Origin of the sequence: Winogradskyella wichelsiae (assembly GCF_013403925.1) — a bacterium.
Taxonomy (GTDB): Bacteria; Bacteroidota; Bacteroidia; order Flavobacteriales; family Flavobacteriaceae; genus Winogradskyella; species Winogradskyella wichelsiae.
Genome location: NZ_JABFDJ010000007.1, coordinates 134923 through 153733 on the forward strand (window position 1 = coordinate 134923; position 18811 = coordinate 153733).

Genomic DNA, 18811 nt, shown 5'->3' on the forward strand with positions numbered 1-18811 from the left:
TTATAGTTTCTCTTCTAGATATTTTCCGGTTACGGAATTCTTATCTTTTGCAATCTCTTCGGGTGTTCCGGCAGAAACTAATTTCCCTCCATTTTTTCCTCCTTCAGGACCAAGATCAATAATATAATCGGCACATTTTATTAAATCTATATTATGCTCGATCACAATAATTGAATGCCCTTTTGCTATTAAAGCTTGAAAAGATTTTAATAATTTTTTAATATCATGAAAATGAAGTCCTGTAGTTGGTTCATCAAAAATGAAAAGCGCATTATCGCTCTTGCTTCCTTTTCCTAAGAAGGTTGCTAACTTAATACGTTGTGCTTCACCACCAGAAAGGGTAGAAGAGGACTGCCCTAAAGTAACGTAGCCTAAACCAACATCTTGTAAAGGTTGAAGCTTGTTTTTTATTTTTGTTTGGTTATGAATTTCGAAAAATGCAATAGCATCATCAATGGTAAGATTTAAGACATCATCGATAGATTTTCCTTCAAACTTAACCTCTAAAACTTCCTTTTTAAAACGTTTACCGCCACAAGTATCGCAAGTTAAATGCACATCTGCCATAAACTGCATTTCAATAGTAACTTCACCTTCACCTTTACAGGTTTCACAACGTCCGGCATCAACATTAAAACTAAAATGTTTAGCGGCAAAATTTCTAATATTACTTAGTTTTTGAGATGCAAATAAAGAACGAATATCATCATAAGCCTTAATATAAGTCACAGGATTAGATCTCGACGAGCGACCAATAGGATTTTGATCTACAAATTCTACATGCTGTACATTGCTCATGTTTCCTTTCATTTCAGAGAATTGACCGGCTTTATCACTAAAACCTGTCAATTTTTTCTGTATCGCAGGGAAAAGAATCTTTTTGACTAAAGTACTTTTTCCACTTCCAGAAACTCCGGTGATAACTGTAAGCATATCTAAAGGAAAGGTGACATCAATATTTTGAAGGTTGTTTTCGCGGGCACCAACAATTTCAATTTTGTATTTAGAAGTTCTTCGTTTTTTAGGCACTTCAATTTCTAAATCACCATTAAGATATTTAGCGGTTAAACTATCTGCAGCTAAAATCTCTTTAAAATTACCAACAGCAACAACTTCACCTCCTAAGGTTCCGGCTTCCGGTCCTATATCAATAATAGCATCAGCCGCTTTCATAATATCTTCGTCATGCTCAACAACGATCACTGTATTTCCTAAATCTCTTAACGATTTTAAAACCTCAATTAAGCGTTCTGTGTCTTTAGGGTGTAAACCAATACTGGGTTCATCTAAAATATACATAGATCCCACCAAACTACTACCTAAAGAAGTTGCTAGGTTAATACGTTGGCTTTCTCCACCGGATAGAGTGTTCGATTTTCTGTTTAAGGTAAGGTAATTTAGACCAACATTAGACAGGAATTCTAATCGTGTATTTATTTCTATAAGTAGACGTTTGGCTATTTGTGTATCGTATTCATTAAGTTTTAAACCTTTAAAGAATACGGCTAATTCATCTATTGGTAAATCCACTAGGTCTGTAATTGTAGCATCTTCAATTTTTACATAATTGGCTTCTTTACGCAAGCGTTTACCTTCACAAACACTACATTTTGTTTTACCTCGGTAGCGCGATAACATAACGCGATTCTGAATTTTATAAGCTTTAGATTCTAGTTCAGCAAAGAAATCATTTAAGCCTTCAAAATATTGATTTCCTTTCCAAATTAACGCTTTATCAGCATCACTTAATTTAAAATAAGGCTTATGAATGGGGAAATCAAATTGGTGTGAGTTATTAACTAATTGATCTCTGTACCAACCCATACTATCTCCTCGCCATGGAAAAATAGCATTTTCAAAAACAGATAAAGCTGTGTTGGGAATCACTAAATCGTCATCAATACCAATAACGTCCCCATAGCCTTCACATTTAGGACAAGCGCCATAAGGATTATTGAAGCTGAATAAATGCGCATTTGGTTCTAAAAAGGACATGCCATCCATTTCAAACTTATTATTGAAAAGCATTTGTTTATTGTCTGCTAAAGATTCTATGATACAAGTCCCAATGCCTTCATAAAAAGCAGTACCAACAGCATCGGCTAAACGGTTAAGAAAATCTTCATCATTTTTAAAAACAATTCTATCTACAACTAAAAATAAATCATCATCAGTAGTTATTTCTTGCTTTAAAGCATCGTCAATTCTAACAACCTCACCTTTAACCTTAATACGCGCATATCCTTGTTGTTGTAAGGTTTGAAGTTTGTTTTCTAACGTTCTGCCTTCTTCTAAAATAATAGGCGCTAAGAGTAATAGTTTAGAACGTTCTTCAAAGTTAGAGATGTAATTAATAACATCAGAAACTGTATGTTTTTTAACTTCATTACCAGAGATAGGTGAGTAGGTCTTACCAATTCTGGCAAAAAGTAATTTTAGATAATCATAAATTTCAGTGGTTGTACCCACTGTAGATCGTGGATTTGTAGAATTTACCTTTTGTTCAATAGCAATAGCAGGAGCAATTCCTTTAATATAATCTACTTTAGGTTTGTTCAGTCGGCCTAAAAACTGACGCGCATAACTACTCAAACTTTCTACGTAACGCCTTTGTCCTTCGGCATAAAGTGTATCGAAAGCTAAACTAGATTTACCAGAACCCGATAAACCTGTAATAACGACCAATTTATTTCTAGGAATAACAACATCAATATTTTTTAAATTATGAAGTTTAGCACCTTTAATAATGATGTTTTCTTTTGGATTAACGTCTAGGTTGGTAGTGTTCATAGGTTTTTTTAGATATCTAAGTTTGCAAAGATACTACAATACAAAATAAACTTAGAAATATGAATTGTAATTTGATAGTTAAACAAACTATAATTTGTTTCAACACGATAAACTCAATGAGGAAAGGCTCTTTTATTAGAATTCTACCTTAATTTCACCTATAATAGAAGTTTATTATACGATAAATAGTTAAATTTTCGTATTATTTTTTGTTTATTCGGAATGATTGTTGTTATATTTGAATCTATACATTTAAAAAACCATCTGCTTATAGCATAATATTACTTTAAAGAAATCAGCTAAAAACCCCAACCTAAGTAGGCAACTGCTCGGGGACTAAAGTAATTATTATGAAAAAAGAACTTATCCAAGACGCAGCTTTGGTGACTAACTACATTAATGGTGATGAGAATGCGCTTTCAATTTTAATAGTTAGGCATAAACAAAAAATCTACAGTTTTATTTATTCTAAAGTTTACGATAGAGATATCACTGAAGATGTTTTTCAGGATACTTTTATTAAAGTTATAAAAAATTTAAAACGCGGAAAATATAACGAAGAAGGTAAGTTTTTACCTTGGGTGATGCGTATAGCTCATAATTTGGTAATTGACCATTTTAGAAAAAATAGCCGTATGCCTAAATTTGATAATGCTGGTGAGTTTAGTATTTTTTCAGTTTTAAGTGATTCTAGCTTAAATGCTGAAAAAATGATAATTAAAGATCAAGTAGAATCCGATGTAAGACGTATCATTGAAGAATTACCAGAAGACCAAAAACAAGTTCTCGTTATGCGTATGTATCAGGATATGAGTTTTAAAGAAATATCAGAACGTACAGGAGTTAGTATAAATACAGCTTTAGGAAGAATGCGTTACGCATTAATTAATATGCGAAAAGTAATTGATCAGAATAATATTATTTTAACAAATTAATGCAATAAAGTAAATAATAGTACGTTTTTGATACATAAGAACTCATAAATAGTGAAAATGGCAAAAATTTACGCTCATGCTTCTTCAAAGCATAATAATCTACAACCTAAGGATGAAACAATTCGTTTTATTTTGAATTATTCAAAAGCCTTAAATCTTATAGATTATAATAATTTGGAGTTTGAAGCACTTTTAAATTAATTCTAAAAAAATCCTGATGTGAAAGCATCAGGATTTTTTAGTTAATAGTAACTCCTCATAATTCTGAGTTGTTAAGTATTCTTGCTTTAACTCTTTTAGGTATTCAATCGTTTTGTTTTTTAATGGATGCTTGTCTCTCAAACAATTGTTAATGTTTTCATCAAAGACGGTTAAAATAATATACCAATGCCCAGTTCGTGTTCCGTAATTGCCTTCAAACAATCGGGAATTACCATTGCTTTCTCTCTTAGCATCTACTAAAACGAGTGGTAGATTTACTTTCTCATCAGTACGCTCTGCTTCATGATATGATAAATATAACGTTTGTTTTTCAAGTTGAAAGGGAACATTATAGCCAACATCAATATGATTTAATTGATATTTTTTATTGATATAATTGTAGAACTCATCTGCTTCTTTTGAGTCTTTAAAGATGAAGGAGGTTTCTCTTGACATATCTTTCTGAAACTTCTTTGCCAGCATTATTTTGTAATCTTGATTTTTAAAACGCGGCGCAATTTTAACAGGGATACATGATGCAAACGTGAATACGATGACAATGGCTAATAGTTTTTTCATGGATTGATGGTTTTTATAAGAGCTTCAAAAATTGTTCCAAGTTGCTCTATTTCTTCTTTTTATAATAATCGTCTAAAACCGTTTTACGACCTATGGTTTTTGTTATGATATCTTTTTCCATATCCCAACCACGAGCGGGTGAATATTCTCTACCATACCAAATCATTTGAAGGTGTAGATCATTCCAAAGGGCTTCAGGAAACATACGCTTTGCGTCTTTTTCGGTTTGTACTACATTTTTACCATTAGTTAAATTCCAACGGTACATTAAACGATGAATATGAGTATCTACAGGAAATGCAGGAATGCCAAAGGCTTGAGATAAGACTACAGCAGCTGTTTTGTGACCTACCGCAGGTAATTCTTCTAAAGCTTCATAGGTTTTTGGTACTTCACCGTGATGTTTATCAATTAAAATATGCGATAAGCCATATATGCCTTTGCTTTTCATTGGTGATAACCCTACAGGTTTTATTATTTCTCTAATTTCTTCAACACTCAGCTTAATCATGTCATAAGGGTTATCTGCCCGTTCAAATAATAAGGGAGTAATTTGATTAACACGCACATCTGTACTCTGCGCAGACATCAATACAGCGATCAATAAAGTGTAAGGGTCTTTATGGTCTAATGGAATCGGAATTTCAGGATAAAGTTCCTTTAACGTATTTATAACAAAGTCTACCTTTTCTTGTTTAGTCATTTCATCGTATTTTTACAGAAAGACAAATTTAAGCATTATGACGCATTTAAAAGTAGGAGATAAGGCTCCAGATTTTTCAGCATTAGATGAACAAGGAAATACAATCTCACTCTCGGATTATAAAGGAAAAAAATTAGTGGTTTTCTTTTACCCTAAAGCAAGTACTCCAGGTTGTACAGCAGAAGCTTGTAATTTAAATGACAATTATGAACGTTTTAAAGCGCAAGGTTATGAGATTTTAGGTGTTAGTGCAGATACTGCAAAAAGACAATCTAACTTTAAGAATAAATACGATTTTCAATATCCTTTATTAGCAGACGAAGATAAAGCTGTTATTGAAGCCTTTGGTGTTTGGGGGCCTAAGAAGTTTATGGGAAAAGAATATGATGGTATTCATAGAACCACTTTTATTATTGACCAAGGTGGTGTAATAACAGATATTATAGCTAAAGTGAAAACCAAAGCGCATACAGATCAGATATTAACGGAATAGTGTTTGTTAATCACAAAAAAAAGCGATTATTGAAGCTTCAATAATCGCTTTTTTTATATATGATATAATTTTAGCGTCTATGCATGACTTCTTCAGATTCCCATCCAAATAAGCTTTCTTCTTTTATTAAATTATCAACACCTTCAGGTAGCATTGCTTCCCAACCATCTTCGTTATTAACAATCATTTTAAGGACTTTTCTAGAAAACACAGATAGGCTTGAGGCATCTACATCAGAAATATCAACGACTTTACCGTTGTATTTAAAGAATTTGAATAATTCCTTCATACGTGGATGTACTTTAACGTTTTCGCTAGTAGTTAAGCTTCCATCTTCATTTTCCATAGGATATAAATAAACACGAAGATCTTTGTAAAATAATTTTCCAAAAGCCTCTAATATTCCACCGCTTAAGTGACGATAATACTTCTCATCAAAAATATCGACAAGGTTGTTAACACCCATTGCTAAGCCCATTCTGTTCTTAGTATATTGAGAGAAATATTCAACTAATTTATAATATTCTTGAAAGTTAGATATTAATACCGTTTGCCCTAATGAGCATAGCAGTTTAGCACGATCCATAAAATCTTGCTCATCAATTTTCCCTTCAGCTCTTAAGTTAGATAATGTAATTTCAAAGATAACTTGCGTTCTTTCTTTTTCTACTTTATTCTCTTTAACAAACATTTCAAGAGACTTCTCAAGCATGTCCATATTTACTTTTGTAACAGGCCTAAAGCTTCCTCTAAGTGCTAAAATGTTTTTCTTATATAGAACACGTGCAGGTAAAACATTATTTCCATCAGGAGCAAACATAACTGCATCTGTCATTCCATTTTTTACAAGTTGCAAACTCATTAAGCGGTTATCTACATCTTCAAAAACAGGACCAGAGAAATTAATAGTGTCAATTTCTAATTGATCTTTATCTAAATGATCGTATAAATAACGTAATAATTTACGTGGTTGATTGTATTTGTAAAAAGCACCGTAAATAAGGTTTGTACCTAATTTACCAAGTGTTTCTTGTTGCAAACGTGCATCGGTTTCTTTAAACCTAATATGAAGTACAATTTCGTTGTATTCTTGAGCCGACCCAACTTGATATTTTATACCAACCCAACCATGACCTTTGTATTGCTTTGCAAAATCTATAGTTGCAACCGTGTTAGCGTAAGAGAAAAATATTTTGTTAGGATGTCTTTCCCTAGTAATACGTTCTTCCATTAAGTTTACCTCATGGTTTAGCATTTTACGTAGTCTGGCTTCAGTGACATAACGACGATCTTCTTCAATACCGTAAATTGCATCACTAAAATCCTTATCGTATGCAGACATTGCCTTAGCAATAGTTCCAGAAGCACCACCAGCTCTAAAAAAATGACGAACAGTTTCTTGTCCGGCACCTATTTCAGAAAATGTTCCATAAATATCAGCATTAAGATTGATACGCAATGCTTTATCTTTAAGAGATGGAATATTCTCGAAATCAGTGTCGCCTGTATACGTTATTTCCTTCATAGAGTTTGGGTTTCTGTCCTTTAAGCAAAGGTAGGGTTTTACTGTTGCAAATAAAAAAATAAGCTTATTTTTGTCTTACCATTTTCGACTTAAAATTATATGATAAAAAAAGGGTGTTTTTTTTATTTTATCTTGAGATAATAAGAAAAAAATAACATTTTTATTGCGGTTTTTTTAATTCTAAAAAGGTTATGATAAATTTAAAACCTTTGAAAATTACGTTTTTAGGCACTGGCACCTCTCAAGGAATTCCTGTAATAGGAAGTGATCATCCTGTATGTTTAAGTGAAAACTCTAAAGACAAACGTTTACGCGTTTCTGTTTTAGTAGAATGGAATAATTATACGTTTGTAGTAGATTGTGGTCCAGATTTTAGACAACAAATGCTTACTTCTAAGGTCTCTAAAATTGATGGTATTCTTTTTACCCATGAGCATGCAGATCATACCATGGGGTTAGATGATATTCGTCCTTTTTTCTTTAGGCAAGGTGATATTCCATTATTTGCACATCAACGTGTTTTTAAAGCATTAGAGCAACGTTTTGATTACATCTTTACAACTGAAAATAAATATCCAGGGGCACCAAATGTTATAAAAAATGTAGTTAAGAATGAAGCTTTTTTAGTAGGTGACCTTAATGTTATTCCTATTGATGGCTTACATCACAAACTTCAGGTTTTTGGCTATCGCTTTGATAAATTTGCGTATCTAACAGATATGAAAACGATTGCAGAACAAGAGGTTGAGAAACTTTATGATTTAGAAGTTTTAGTGATTAATGCGCTGCGTATAGAACCACATGTGTCGCATTTTAATTTAGAAGAGGCATTAGAATTTATTAAAACCGTAAAACCTAAACGTGCTTATCTTACACATATTAGTCCTTATTTAGGATTTCATGATGACGTAGAGCAAAATTTACCAGAAAACGTTTTTTTAGCATACGATAACTTACAAATTACCATTTAGACATGAAGAGCAAAATTTTAATGTACTTATTTATTTTTTCAGTATTGTTATTAATATTTCAATATGTAAATTCTAAAAATATACTTGATAAGTATGAAGAAGATATTGTAAAGGTAAAAGCTAAAGTTGCCGATAAAGAAAAAAAAATAAGCCTATTAGAAGACAAGAATTTTGAATTGAATTATTTCAACATTGATAGAAATGAAGATGCTTTAGCTTATTTTGAAGCTCAAGGTTATAATACAGATGAATTAGTACCAGCAATTCTTGACGGTCTTTATAGTATGAATAATTACGAAGGAGAAGACCATCCAATAGTACCTTACGTCTCTATGACAGATTCTAAATTATTGATCAATAAGGTTAGAATTTTAAATCATAAATGGATAATTGCCAACTTTACTGATGGTAAATATTGGGGTGAAATTTTTGTTACTTATTCAATAGACGAAAATAACGACTTAAAATATAAATTAGTAGAATATTTATTATACCCAACTATTAATTAATTGAATTAAGTTTTGAAACAGAAATCATAGGTAGTTATGATTTCTGTTTTAAATATGCTTTTGTAACCATGCTTTTAAGTCATGAAAATTTTGAGGAGCAACACCATGACCTACAGGGTATTCAGAATATGTATTCTTAATACCTAAAGTGTCTAAAAATACAGGTGCTTTCTGTGCCCATTCTACAGGGATTACTTGATCTACTGAGCCATGAGAGCAAAAGAAGTTTAAATGTGAAACATCATCTTTATTAATGTTTTTAGGTAGCATATCTTCACTAACGTAACCACTTAAAGCAATTACGTTTTTTACCTTTTTAGGAAATGTAAGCGATACAGCGTAGCTTAAAATTGATCCTTGGCTAAAGCCTAATAGCGTTACGTTTTTTGAGTTAACAGGGTAAGTGTTACAAGCATAATCTATAAAATCTGAAATTAAACCAATAGATTCTTTAGCTTGTACAACATCGTTCCATTTTCCCTTCTCAGCGTCAAAATTAATTGCATACCATGCATTTCCATAAGGTTGCATTGGGTGCGGCGCTCTAACTGAAATGATGAATAATTCCTCAGGTAATTCTGAAGCAAATGAGAATAAATCATTTTCATCACTGCCGTAACCGTGGCACATTATTAATAATGGTGCATTTTCTTTTAAAGTTGAAGGTCTTGTAATGTAGTGTAATTTAGACATAGCTATTGGCCAATTGTTTTAAATGCATTTTGAAAAATATCACCAAGTAATGGAATTTTATTACATTTTCCTGTAATAGCTCCAATAATTCCATAAATATATAAAATAGAGAAAAAGATCCAAAAAGACATACTTATCATTAAGCTATCTAAGCTACTAACAACAAAAGCGATTAGTACATAAATTAAACCCAAGCCTAAGCCTTGTCTTATATGAAATAATGTAAATTCATTACGTTTTTCCTGGTTCATAAGAAACGCAATTAAAGTGCCAAACAATGTTAAATAAGCTACAAAGCTCAAAGTTTTTCCTTTTTCAATAGTAGTTTTATCCATTATTTTAAAACAATTTTATTATTTGCGATAATACCATAAGTTTCACCCTTTAATTTTGTTCCTAAAAACATGCTATTCTTAGATCTAGATGAAATGTGAGTATTATTAAATTCGTAATTAGTATCAGGATTAAAAAGTGTTAGATCTGCGTGTTCACCTTCGTTAATTGAAGATTCAGAGATACCGAATCTAGATTTCCCCTGTGTTAAAATGCTAATCGTTTTTTTAGTAGTAAAAATATTTTGTAACGCACCAAAGGCAGATTCTAAACCGATAGTGCCATATTTAGCAAAATCGAATTCAATCTTCTTATGCTCAATGTCAATAGGATTATGATCTGTAGTCACCATATCAATAGTGCCATCTTTTAGCCCTTCAATTAAAGCATCACAATCGGGTTGGGTTCTTAATGGAGGAAGCACTTTGTAATTGGTGTCAAAGTCCTCTAAAACGTCATCGGTAAAGATTAAATTATGAATGGCAACACTACACGTAACATTGAGTTTTTTAGCTTTTGCAGCTCTAATTAATTCAACGGATTTTGCAGTCGAAATAGTTGGGATATGAAGTTTACCTTCGGTATATTCCAATAAAAATAGATCTCTAGCCACTTGTAACTCTTCTGCTAAAGCCGGATTTCCTTTTAAGCCTAATTTGGTACTATTAATATGTTCGTTAACGACTCCGAGTCCAGAAATTTTTGATTCCTGAGGAAAAGAACAAACCAAACCATCAAAATTGCTTGCGTATTGTAACGCAATTTTCATAAGATTAGGATTGGAAATTGGTTGCTGATAATCGTAAAAGGCAATAGCTCCAGCATTAGTCATATCATACAATTCTGCTAAATCTTCTCCTTTACTCATTTGGGTTAAAGCGCCAATAGGGTATAGTTTAACAGCATTATCATTTGCTTTAGACTTAACAAAAGTTATATGTGCATAATTGTCTATTACGGGCTGAGAATTAGCATTAAGGGCTACTGATGTAAAACCAGAATTTGCTGCTGTTTTTAAACCATTTGCTATGGTTTCTCGATCTTCGTAACCAGGTTCACCAAAAGAGACACTACTATCAAACCAGCCTTGAGAGACATGTAAGTTGCGTAACTTTATTTCTTGGTAATTTTTAGGATTGTCAAGGTCTTTCGCTATTTTAGATATCAGACCTTTTTCAATTAAAATATCAACCTTTTCATTGTGAAAATCACTTTTAGAATCAACTACGGTTGCAGATTTTATGAGTGCGTTCATTTAAGATATTTTAGAAGTAACATTTCTATTATTAAAAATGTTAATGCAAAAATAACAAACCATTTCCATAGCGCATTAACATTTGTATTACTTTTTATGTTATTAATGGTTGTTTCTAAGCGAGATGTTACATTAGTATTTTTTAAAGTATTTAAGTTATAATAGTTAAGGTTACTTTCAGCCCGATTGTAATTAAAACTTAAATTTTGTAGGACTTCATTTTTGTTTTTTACATTTAAAATACCAGCTGTTTTAGGGAATTCTTGGGTCTCTAAAACAACGGATTTACTGTATGTTTTTTGAAGCGGAATAACAGAATTATTGTTATCATCTAAAGTTAAAATATCATCTTGCCCAATTGAAGTTTGTATTGCAATTGAATTTGACGCTCCGATATTGTAATATAATTTTGATAGTTTTAGACTCTGTAATCCTAAATTATATAACACAGGAATTATTAATTGTGAGTTCTTAAAGTTAGAGTTTTCAGAATTTAAAGACGAAGAAAAAACATAGCTATTTTTATTTCCAACTAAGAACGGCGAGCCATCTTCGTAAGATAAAACGCTATTAGAATTAGAATTGAAAACATAAGAACTTTCTACCTTAGGATATTGAAAATTTGTTACTTTAGCATAGAATGTATTGGCTAAAAGGGGATGGTTATAGTTGATACTTGTAATACGCTTTAGGTTCTTATTTATATTAGAGTAATAGTTTATATTTAATTCTTTAAACAGCTGGTTATAAGAATTTAATTCAATTTCTTTTTTAGGTATAACTAAAAGTTTTCCACCGTCATTTTGAAATGTTTTTAAGGCTGTCTTCAATGCATTAGATATTACATTAAGTTCATTAAGGATTATAAGATTTTGTTCTGGAATAAGATTAAAATTAAGGTTACTTAAGTTGTAGCTTTTAAAGTCAAATTCGTCTGAAGTATAAATGCGTTTTAAAAAAGAATCATCAGTTTCCTCATTGATAGTTAAAACTTTTATCTTGGGTTTAGAATTAATATTGAAGTAAAAAACATTATCAAATTGCAAGCTAGAGTCTTCAATAAGTAGCTTTCCATTAACCTCTTTATTATAAGGAATAGTAAATGTCACTTCTGCAGCTTTATCGATAGCTGTGGCACTTTTAGAACTTAATATTTCGTTGTCAAAAAAAGCAATAGAAATATTTTCTAAAGGATCTCCTTGGTTAGATAATTTAACATTAAGATCTAGGGTTTCTGCTGTTGCGTTAGTCGTGAAAATGCTGTCTATACTTACATTAGAAATCAATGTAGATTTTGGTTGAACTAATTTAAGTTGAATAGTAGAATCTGCTTCAAAACTTAGAGTTTCATCTTTTTGTTGAAAATCAGATACCAAGATTAAATTGCGAGTTGCACCACTTTTTTTAGAAAATAATTGTTTCCCTTTTAAGTATGCTGCGCTATAATTAAGTTGGGTTGGTGCGTATTCTAATTGTATTAAATCGTTTTTTAAGGTTTTTACAGTTGTGTTTCTAAATGTATTATCATTGGTAAATAAACTGATTGTTTCATCCTCAGGAAGTGTGTTTATAATGTCTTGTATGGCTTCATTAAATAAAGTTCCGTTGCGACCTTTAGCTTGCATACTAAAAGAATTATCTAAATAGATAACGGTTTCTTGCTTCTCATTAAAATCTTTGGTGTTAGGTATAAAGGGCTGTGCAAATGCAATTATGGCACATGCTAAAAGTAACATCCGTGTTAATAGAGTAATCCACTTTTTTAATTGCGAACTTTTACGCGTCTGAAGTTTTACAGATTTTAAAAACTTAACATTTGTAAATTCAACTTTTTGAAATCGGCGTAATTGAAATAAATGTATAAGAATAGGGATAATCAGCAAAAATAAGGCGTAGAGTAATTCGGGATTTTTGAACTGCATTCTTTAGTATTTAAAGACCTTTTGGTTTTGTATATTGAGTTTGGTCTTAATATTTCAAATATATAGAATCATTAGTTATTAGCTCGTTTCGGTTTTGAGAAATTTAACAGAAAAAGAAATAATCAACCATAGATATCATTTTCTGTGTTTTAAAATAACTTGTAATTTCTTGTTGTGCTTGGGTGTTAGCTACAGTAACAATACTTTGCGGATTGGTTAATTGTGATAAATAATCAAAATTAAAAAGCTTTTGATCATAGATGTGCTTGCCTATTTTCTTTGGGTTATCGCAGATCCAATAAAATGGGATGTTCTGTTTTAAAAGTATTTTGGCTAAATTTTTACCTTTTGTTCCTGCTCCCCAAATAGCTAAAGGTCGTGCCTCATTATAGTTTAGCTCTAAGAAATAATCTACTTTAAGATCTAGAAATGAATTTTCGGCATAATGCTCATGTGTTCTAGAGGTTCTTGTGCTGTAATCTCGCCAGTGCAGTAGTACTTTATCGCAAGGAATACATTTATATTTGGCTTTGTAAAATCTAAAGACTAAATCATAATCTTCAGGATAGGTTTCAGAATTAAAACCGCCACAAGCATCAAAATCTTCGCGATGAAGCATCCAACATGGTGAAGGTATTACACATTCTTTGTATATTTCAGTATAGTTGTTTCCTTCAAGAGTTAATTTGTTTAACCATTTTTCATAACGAGCAAAACCATCGCTAAGGCCATCTGCTCTAAAATATTTTACTTGTCCAATAGCAATATGCTTTTTGCCTGTATTTTCTAGGCTTATTACCATTGTTTCAAGCCTGGTAGATGTCATTAGGTCATCACTGTCCATTCTTGTTATATAACTTCCAGAACTGTGTTTGTAAGCGGTTCTTAAAGCATCAATTATACCGTTACCATTATTTCTATATAATTTTACTCTAAAGTCTATTTTAGAGATGTTCTCAACTATTTTGTACGATTTATCTTTAGAATTATCATCTATAAAAATAGCCTCCCAATTACGATAAGTTTGGTTTAAAATAGAGCTAATACATTCATTAATAAATGTATCGGTGTTCTTAAATGGAATAACTATACTAACGAGTGGTTGCGACATAGTGCGAATTTAACAAAACCTTTAGGTTTTTAATAGTAACAGATTGTAGATTTGTGCGTCTATTATAAAAACAAAACCTTAAACATGAAGAATTATTTTGCCATTTTTGGCCTAAGTATCGTTTTGGTTGGTTGCGGATCAGCAAAACCAAACATTGACGATTTAGCAGTAAGTAACCCTATTGAAACTGCTTTAGATTTAACAGCAATTAATAATGATAGAGTACCTGTTACTATTAATCCTGGTCGCTTTACTGCAGATATCGTTACATACAGATTGCCAAGAGTGGTACAAGGAACATATTCCGTAAGTGATTTCGGAAAGTATATTGATGATTTAAAGGCGCTAGATTATGAGGGAAATGAATTAGCGGTTACTAAGGTAGACGATAATACATGGACCATTGCTGAAGCAACAAAATTAGATAAGATTCAATATTACGTTAATGATACTTTTGATATTGAGCAAGCTGGAGGTATAGGTGGTGAAGAACCTTTTTCGCCTGCAGGAACAAATATAGAAGAAGACAACTATGTATTAAACTTACATGGCTTTATTGGGTATTTCGATTCTTTAAAAAACAGTCAATATGATTTAGATGTTACTGCACCTGCTGATTTTATTAGAACTTCTGCTTTAGAAAAAACAGGAACTACAACTAGTGAAGATGGTAAGTCTATAACAACAAGTTATTTTGCACCACGTTATTTTGATATTACAGATAACCCAATGATGTATGGTAATTTAGATGTTGAAGAATTTATGGTCGGAGACATTAAAATTGTGTTAAGCGTATATTCTCCGAATAATGTTCATACAGCCGAAAGTCAGAAGGAAACAGTATTTAAAATGATGGAAGCTCAAAAGGCTTATTTAGGTGATGTAAATAGTACGCCTCGTTATGATATTTATTTGTATTTGTCTGATGGGTCTGAAACAGCACCAAAAGGTTTTGGCGCATTAGAACATCATACATCTACTGTAGTAGTTTTACCAGAATCTTCTAGCAAAGAGGGTTTGGCAGCATCGATTGTAGATGTAGTTGCGCATGAGTTTTTTCATATTGTAACTCCTTTATCAGTACATTCTGAAGATGTTCATTATTTTGATTATAATAAACCTACATTTTCTAAGCATTTATGGATGTATGAAGGTGTAACGGAATATTTTGCTCAACATTTTCAAGTTTATGAAGGTTTAGTAGATGCTCAAACATTTTACAATACTATGCAATCTAAAATTCAAACATCAAAACGTATGGATGATGCTATGAGTTTTACAATTATGAGTGAAAATGTTTTAGAAGAACCATATGCGTCTAACTATTACAATGTATATCAAAAAGGTGCTTTAATCGGTATGTGTATTGATATTTTAATGCGAAAGGAAAGTGATGGACAAAGAAGTATGTTATCTTTAATGAAAGAATTATCTGTAAAATATGGTGAGAACAAACCATTTGATGACGATTCAATTATATCAGAAATTACGGCTATGACTTACCCAAGTGTTGGAGAGTTTTTAACGACACATGTTCAAGGTGATGTACCTATTAATTACAGTGAATTTTTTACAATGGTAGGTTTAACAAAAGGAGAAACACTTTTAGAAACTAATTACATTTTTGCAGGTGGTCAGAATATTATTTTTGATGCAGATCAAGAAAAAGGAATGCTTTTCTTTTCTTCAGTGGCTTTGAATAACTCATTTTGGAAAGAACAAGGTGTTCAAGAAGGAGATATTATTAAGAAAGTAAATGGTGATGAATTAACATTACTGAATGCAAACGAGGTAATACGCGGTATGTTCTCATGGCAAGAAGGGCAGGAAATTACTATGAATTTAGAAAGAGATGGTGAACCTGTTGAAATAAAAGCAACACTAACTAAAGCATACGCTTCGTCAGATAGTATTGTTGAAGATGAAAATGCTACTGATGCTCAAAAAGCGGTAAGAGCAGCATGGCTAAAGGGTTAATTAGCGATAAGAATTAAAAAAAAAGCTGATAAACAAATTGTTTATCAGCTTTTTTTATGCGGTATATTTAGGCTATCGTAAAGCTGAATGTGCTTCCTTTTTCTAATTCTGATACTACAGATATTTTTCCTCCTAATTTTTCTACTAAGTTCTTAACGGTACTTAATCCAATACCTGTACCTGTATTTCTAAAATTATTTTTTACAGTTTTAAAAATTTCAAAAATTTGTTCTAGCTCATTTTCAGGGATTCCAATACCGTTGTCAATAACGCTAAATTTATGATGAGAATCTAGTTGTTTATAAGTTATTTCAACAATGCGGTTGGGTTTATTATTGTATTTAAGCGCATTGTCTACCAAATTCATTAATATTTGGGTTATTGCAGCCTTGTTCACTTTATAGATTAGAGCATTATCGTATAGAAGTTTTACATTATTAGCAACATGTATTTGTTTAATTCCTTCTATAACTGATTTTAACTCAATGTCTTCTTTTTTAGAATTTAAAAGTTCATTTGCGGTGTAGTACAACAACATGCCATCTATATAATCTTTAAGAATTGTTGTAGAATCTTCAATATATTCTAAATATTGAAGTGAATCTTCAGATAGATTGTTTTGATTTTCTTCTTTTAATAAATCAGTTAATGATATGATATTAGATAAAGGTGATTTTAAATCATGAGAAACCAAACTCGCAAATGATTTAAGCTGATCGTTACGTTGTTCTAGTTCTGCTTTTACGGTATTAAGGTTATCATTCCTCTTCTGTAATTCAAATAAATTTACAACTTGTTGTCCTAGTGTCTTAATTGCTTTAATTTGAGAAGCATTTAGTTTTCTAGGTTTAAAATCATAAACACAGATGGTTCCTAATTTAAACCCTGATTTATTTATTAAAGGTACGCCTGCGTAAAAAGATATATTTTGTTCATTAATTAATGGGTTATCAAAAAAACGATCATCTTTACTTGCATCTTCAATAATAAAAATATCATCTTCTAAAATAGCATGTCCACAAAAAGATACATTTCGTGGTGTTTCGGTTAAGGTCATACCATAACGCGATTTAAAATAATTACGGTCTTTATCTAAAACAGTAATAAGAGCAATGGGAACGTCGCATATTGTAGCAGCTAATTCTGTAAGGTTATCATAGTCTCGCTCAGGTAAGGTGTCTATAATATTATAGGATTTTACAGCAATTAATCGTTCTGCTTCGTTATTAGGAAAGTTGGGGCTTTTCATAAAAAATTAATTTAGCGTACTACATACGTAATTTATTTAAGTAGGGATTTTATAATTAAGTGTAAAAATACATTAATATTTCGCTGATTTACCTTTAGTTAGAGAATTTTCGATAAAAAATCTTAAATCGTCATTAGATTTTATAAGGTCTTCATTTCTTAAATACATCATGTGCCCGCTTCTGTAACCTTTAAAGAAAAAACGGTCTTTCATTTTTCCACTAGGGTCTATTTGCCATTGCGAATATTTAGCAGAGAAATAAGTTGTAGCACCATCGTAATACCCAGATTGTGTAAGCACTTTTAAATAGGGGTTTTGTGCCATGGCTTGGCGAAGGTCGTCTCTAGTGGTGTCATTACTATTGTCCCAGCGTCCAACATTACCAAACACATTATATTTAACATCCGTTTTAAAACCTAATTCGTTCTGAATATAATGATTTATAGCAGGAGTAAACGAATGCAACCAAGATGTAAGTTCTGGGCTGTAATCTGGTCTTGTACCTGTTTCTACTTTATCAATGCCAATATATCTAGAATCTAAACGACCGATAGTTTGGCCCGTTTTATCTCGTAATAGTTCTTTCCAGAAAAAACGAGTCGGAACATCTAAATTTTGTTGTAAAATTACTTTTTCAGATAAACCAGAATAATAACTCATTTGCTTAGCGATTTCATTCTTTTTAGTTTCAGAAATAAAACCACCTTTAGTTATAGCAGGCATTAAAATGTTGATGGCAAAGTTTTCTGCTAGAGGTAAGATTTCAAGTAAATCTTTACTTTGAAGTTCTTCTGGTAACATTTTGTGATACCAAGCAGCTGCAGTGTAATAAGGTAAATTTAAACTTGAAGATAATGGGCCCCCTGTTCTAATAACTTTATAATCTGCAGGTGAAACCATAATAACGCCATTTAAATACATCCATTGTTTGTCTTGTAGCTCTAATGATAAGCCCATAACGCGAGTGCCTCCGTAACTTTCTCCAATAATATATTTAGGCGATTGCCACCTATTTTGTCTCGTGGTAAACGTATTCATCCAACTTGCTAGATATTTAACATCAGCATTAATACCAAAGAATAATTTATCTGAAGGTAATTCACCATCTTTATCTGCAACTTTTCTAGAATAACCTGTGTTTACAGGGTTTATGTAAACGATATCAGCGATGTCTAAAATAGAATTAGGATTATCTTTTACTCCGTAAGGTTGTACGGGGTAACCTTCATCATCAATTTTTAAAACCTTTGGTCCTGTGTAGGCAATATGCATCCATACAGAAGCAGATCCTGGTCCTCCATTAAAAGAATAAATAATTGGTCTATTGGCATCCTTGGTGTCATTAGTGCGTTTATAATAGGTGTAATAGAGTGATGCAATCATTTTTCCGTTATCATCCCAAACAGGTTGAAATCCAGTTTCAGCAGTATAATTGATTGTTTTTTCTTTAATAAGAACAGAACTATTGGTTACATAAGCAGTATCTGTAGGAATTTTTAAATTTTGAGAAAAACTAAAAGCAAAACTTAATAATAGTAAAAGTGTAATTTGAAATTTCATTGTAA

General features: G+C 31.6%; 17 protein-coding genes. 6 read left to right on the forward strand and 11 right to left on the reverse strand.

The window, feature by feature from the left end; all coding sequences use genetic code 11:
* On the reverse strand, window positions 1–2790 hold the full coding sequence (uvrA, locus tag HM985_RS14445) for an excinuclease ABC subunit UvrA (protein WP_179376929.1): 2790 nt from the start codon (window positions 2788–2790) through the stop codon (window positions 1–3).
* A 350-nt stretch (window positions 2791–3140) separates the two neighbouring features.
* Here uvrA and HM985_RS14450 point away from each other — a divergent pair, with 350 nt between their 5' ends.
* Window positions 3141–3725: an RNA polymerase sigma factor gene (locus tag HM985_RS14450; RefSeq protein WP_179376930.1), complete on the forward strand. Its 585-nt coding sequence runs from the start codon at window positions 3141–3143 to the stop codon at window positions 3723–3725.
* A gap of 57 nt (window positions 3726–3782) precedes the next feature.
* Window positions 3783–3926, forward strand: coding sequence for a hypothetical protein (locus tag HM985_RS14455; RefSeq protein ID WP_179376931.1), 144 nt, complete (start codon window positions 3783–3785; stop codon window positions 3924–3926).
* A 27-nt stretch (window positions 3927–3953) separates the two neighbouring features.
* Here HM985_RS14455 and HM985_RS14460 read toward each other — a convergent pair whose 3' ends face one another.
* The gene (locus HM985_RS14460) at window positions 3954–4505 is read right to left on the reverse strand and encodes a hypothetical protein (protein ID WP_179376932.1); all 552 of its coding nucleotides are present in this window, start codon (window positions 4503–4505) and stop codon (window positions 3954–3956) included.
* A 46-nt stretch (window positions 4506–4551) separates the two neighbouring features.
* Complete coding sequence (locus HM985_RS14465; protein ID WP_179376933.1) at window positions 4552–5208, reverse strand: endonuclease III domain-containing protein; 657 nt, start codon at window positions 5206–5208, stop codon at window positions 4552–4554.
* Window positions 5209–5245: 37 nt separating this feature from the next.
* Between HM985_RS14465 and bcp the strand changes: the two genes are divergently transcribed.
* Window positions 5246–5701, forward strand: coding sequence for a thioredoxin-dependent thiol peroxidase (bcp, locus tag HM985_RS14470; RefSeq protein WP_179376934.1), 456 nt, complete (start codon window positions 5246–5248; stop codon window positions 5699–5701).
* A 70-nt stretch (window positions 5702–5771) separates the two neighbouring features.
* Here the strand turns inward: bcp and HM985_RS14475 are convergent, their stop codons facing one another.
* A complete protein-coding gene (locus tag HM985_RS14475) occupies window positions 5772–7226 on the reverse strand; it encodes a TonB-dependent receptor (RefSeq protein WP_179376935.1) in 1455 nt (484 codons plus the stop codon).
* Window positions 7227–7435: 209 nt separating this feature from the next.
* Here HM985_RS14475 and HM985_RS14480 point away from each other — a divergent pair, with 209 nt between their 5' ends.
* Window positions 7436–8197 (forward strand): MBL fold metallo-hydrolase, encoded by a 762-nt coding sequence (locus tag HM985_RS14480; protein WP_179377030.1) that lies wholly within the window; start codon window positions 7436–7438, stop codon window positions 8195–8197.
* A 2-nt stretch (window positions 8198–8199) separates the two neighbouring features.
* Window positions 8200–8706 (forward strand): hydrolase, encoded by a 507-nt coding sequence (locus HM985_RS14485; protein WP_246285026.1) that lies wholly within the window; start codon window positions 8200–8202, stop codon window positions 8704–8706.
* A 48-nt stretch (window positions 8707–8754) separates the two neighbouring features.
* On the opposite strand, the gene HM985_RS14490 is transcribed toward HM985_RS14485, so the two are convergent.
* From HM985_RS14490 to HM985_RS14510, 5 genes are all read right to left on the reverse strand, one after another.
* Window positions 8755–9399 (reverse strand): alpha/beta hydrolase, encoded by a 645-nt coding sequence (locus HM985_RS14490; RefSeq protein ID WP_179376936.1) that lies wholly within the window; start codon window positions 9397–9399, stop codon window positions 8755–8757.
* 2 nt (window positions 9400–9401) lie between these two features.
* Window positions 9402–9734 (reverse strand): hypothetical protein, encoded by a 333-nt coding sequence (locus HM985_RS14495; RefSeq protein ID WP_179376937.1) that lies wholly within the window; start codon window positions 9732–9734, stop codon window positions 9402–9404.
* Complete coding sequence (locus HM985_RS14500) at window positions 9734–10987, reverse strand: dihydroorotase (protein WP_179376938.1); 1254 nt, start codon at window positions 10985–10987, stop codon at window positions 9734–9736. The genes HM985_RS14495 and HM985_RS14500 overlap by 1 nt, the downstream gene beginning before the upstream one ends.
* A complete protein-coding gene (locus HM985_RS14505; protein WP_179376939.1) occupies window positions 10984–12909 on the reverse strand; it encodes a BatA domain-containing protein in 1926 nt (641 codons plus the stop codon). Before HM985_RS14505 ends, HM985_RS14500 begins: the two co-directional genes overlap by 4 nt.
* A gap of 103 nt (window positions 12910–13012) precedes the next feature.
* The gene (locus HM985_RS14510; RefSeq protein WP_179376940.1) at window positions 13013–14020 is read right to left on the reverse strand and encodes a glycosyltransferase family 2 protein; all 1008 of its coding nucleotides are present in this window, start codon (window positions 14018–14020) and stop codon (window positions 13013–13015) included.
* A gap of 84 nt (window positions 14021–14104) precedes the next feature.
* Between HM985_RS14510 and HM985_RS14515 the strand changes: the two genes are divergently transcribed.
* The gene (locus tag HM985_RS14515) at window positions 14105–15997 is read left to right on the forward strand and encodes a M61 family metallopeptidase (RefSeq protein ID WP_179376941.1); all 1893 of its coding nucleotides are present in this window, start codon (window positions 14105–14107) and stop codon (window positions 15995–15997) included.
* Window positions 15998–16064: 67 nt separating this feature from the next.
* On the opposite strand, the gene HM985_RS14520 is transcribed toward HM985_RS14515, so the two are convergent.
* Together HM985_RS14520 and HM985_RS14525 are read right to left on the reverse strand one after the other, a co-directional pair.
* A complete protein-coding gene (locus HM985_RS14520; RefSeq protein WP_179376942.1) occupies window positions 16065–17246 on the reverse strand; it encodes a sensor histidine kinase in 1182 nt (393 codons plus the stop codon).
* 72 nt (window positions 17247–17318) lie between these two features.
* Window positions 17319–18806, reverse strand: coding sequence for a S10 family peptidase (locus tag HM985_RS14525; RefSeq protein ID WP_179376943.1), 1488 nt, complete (start codon window positions 18804–18806; stop codon window positions 17319–17321).
* Window positions 18807–18811 lie beyond the last annotated feature (5 nt).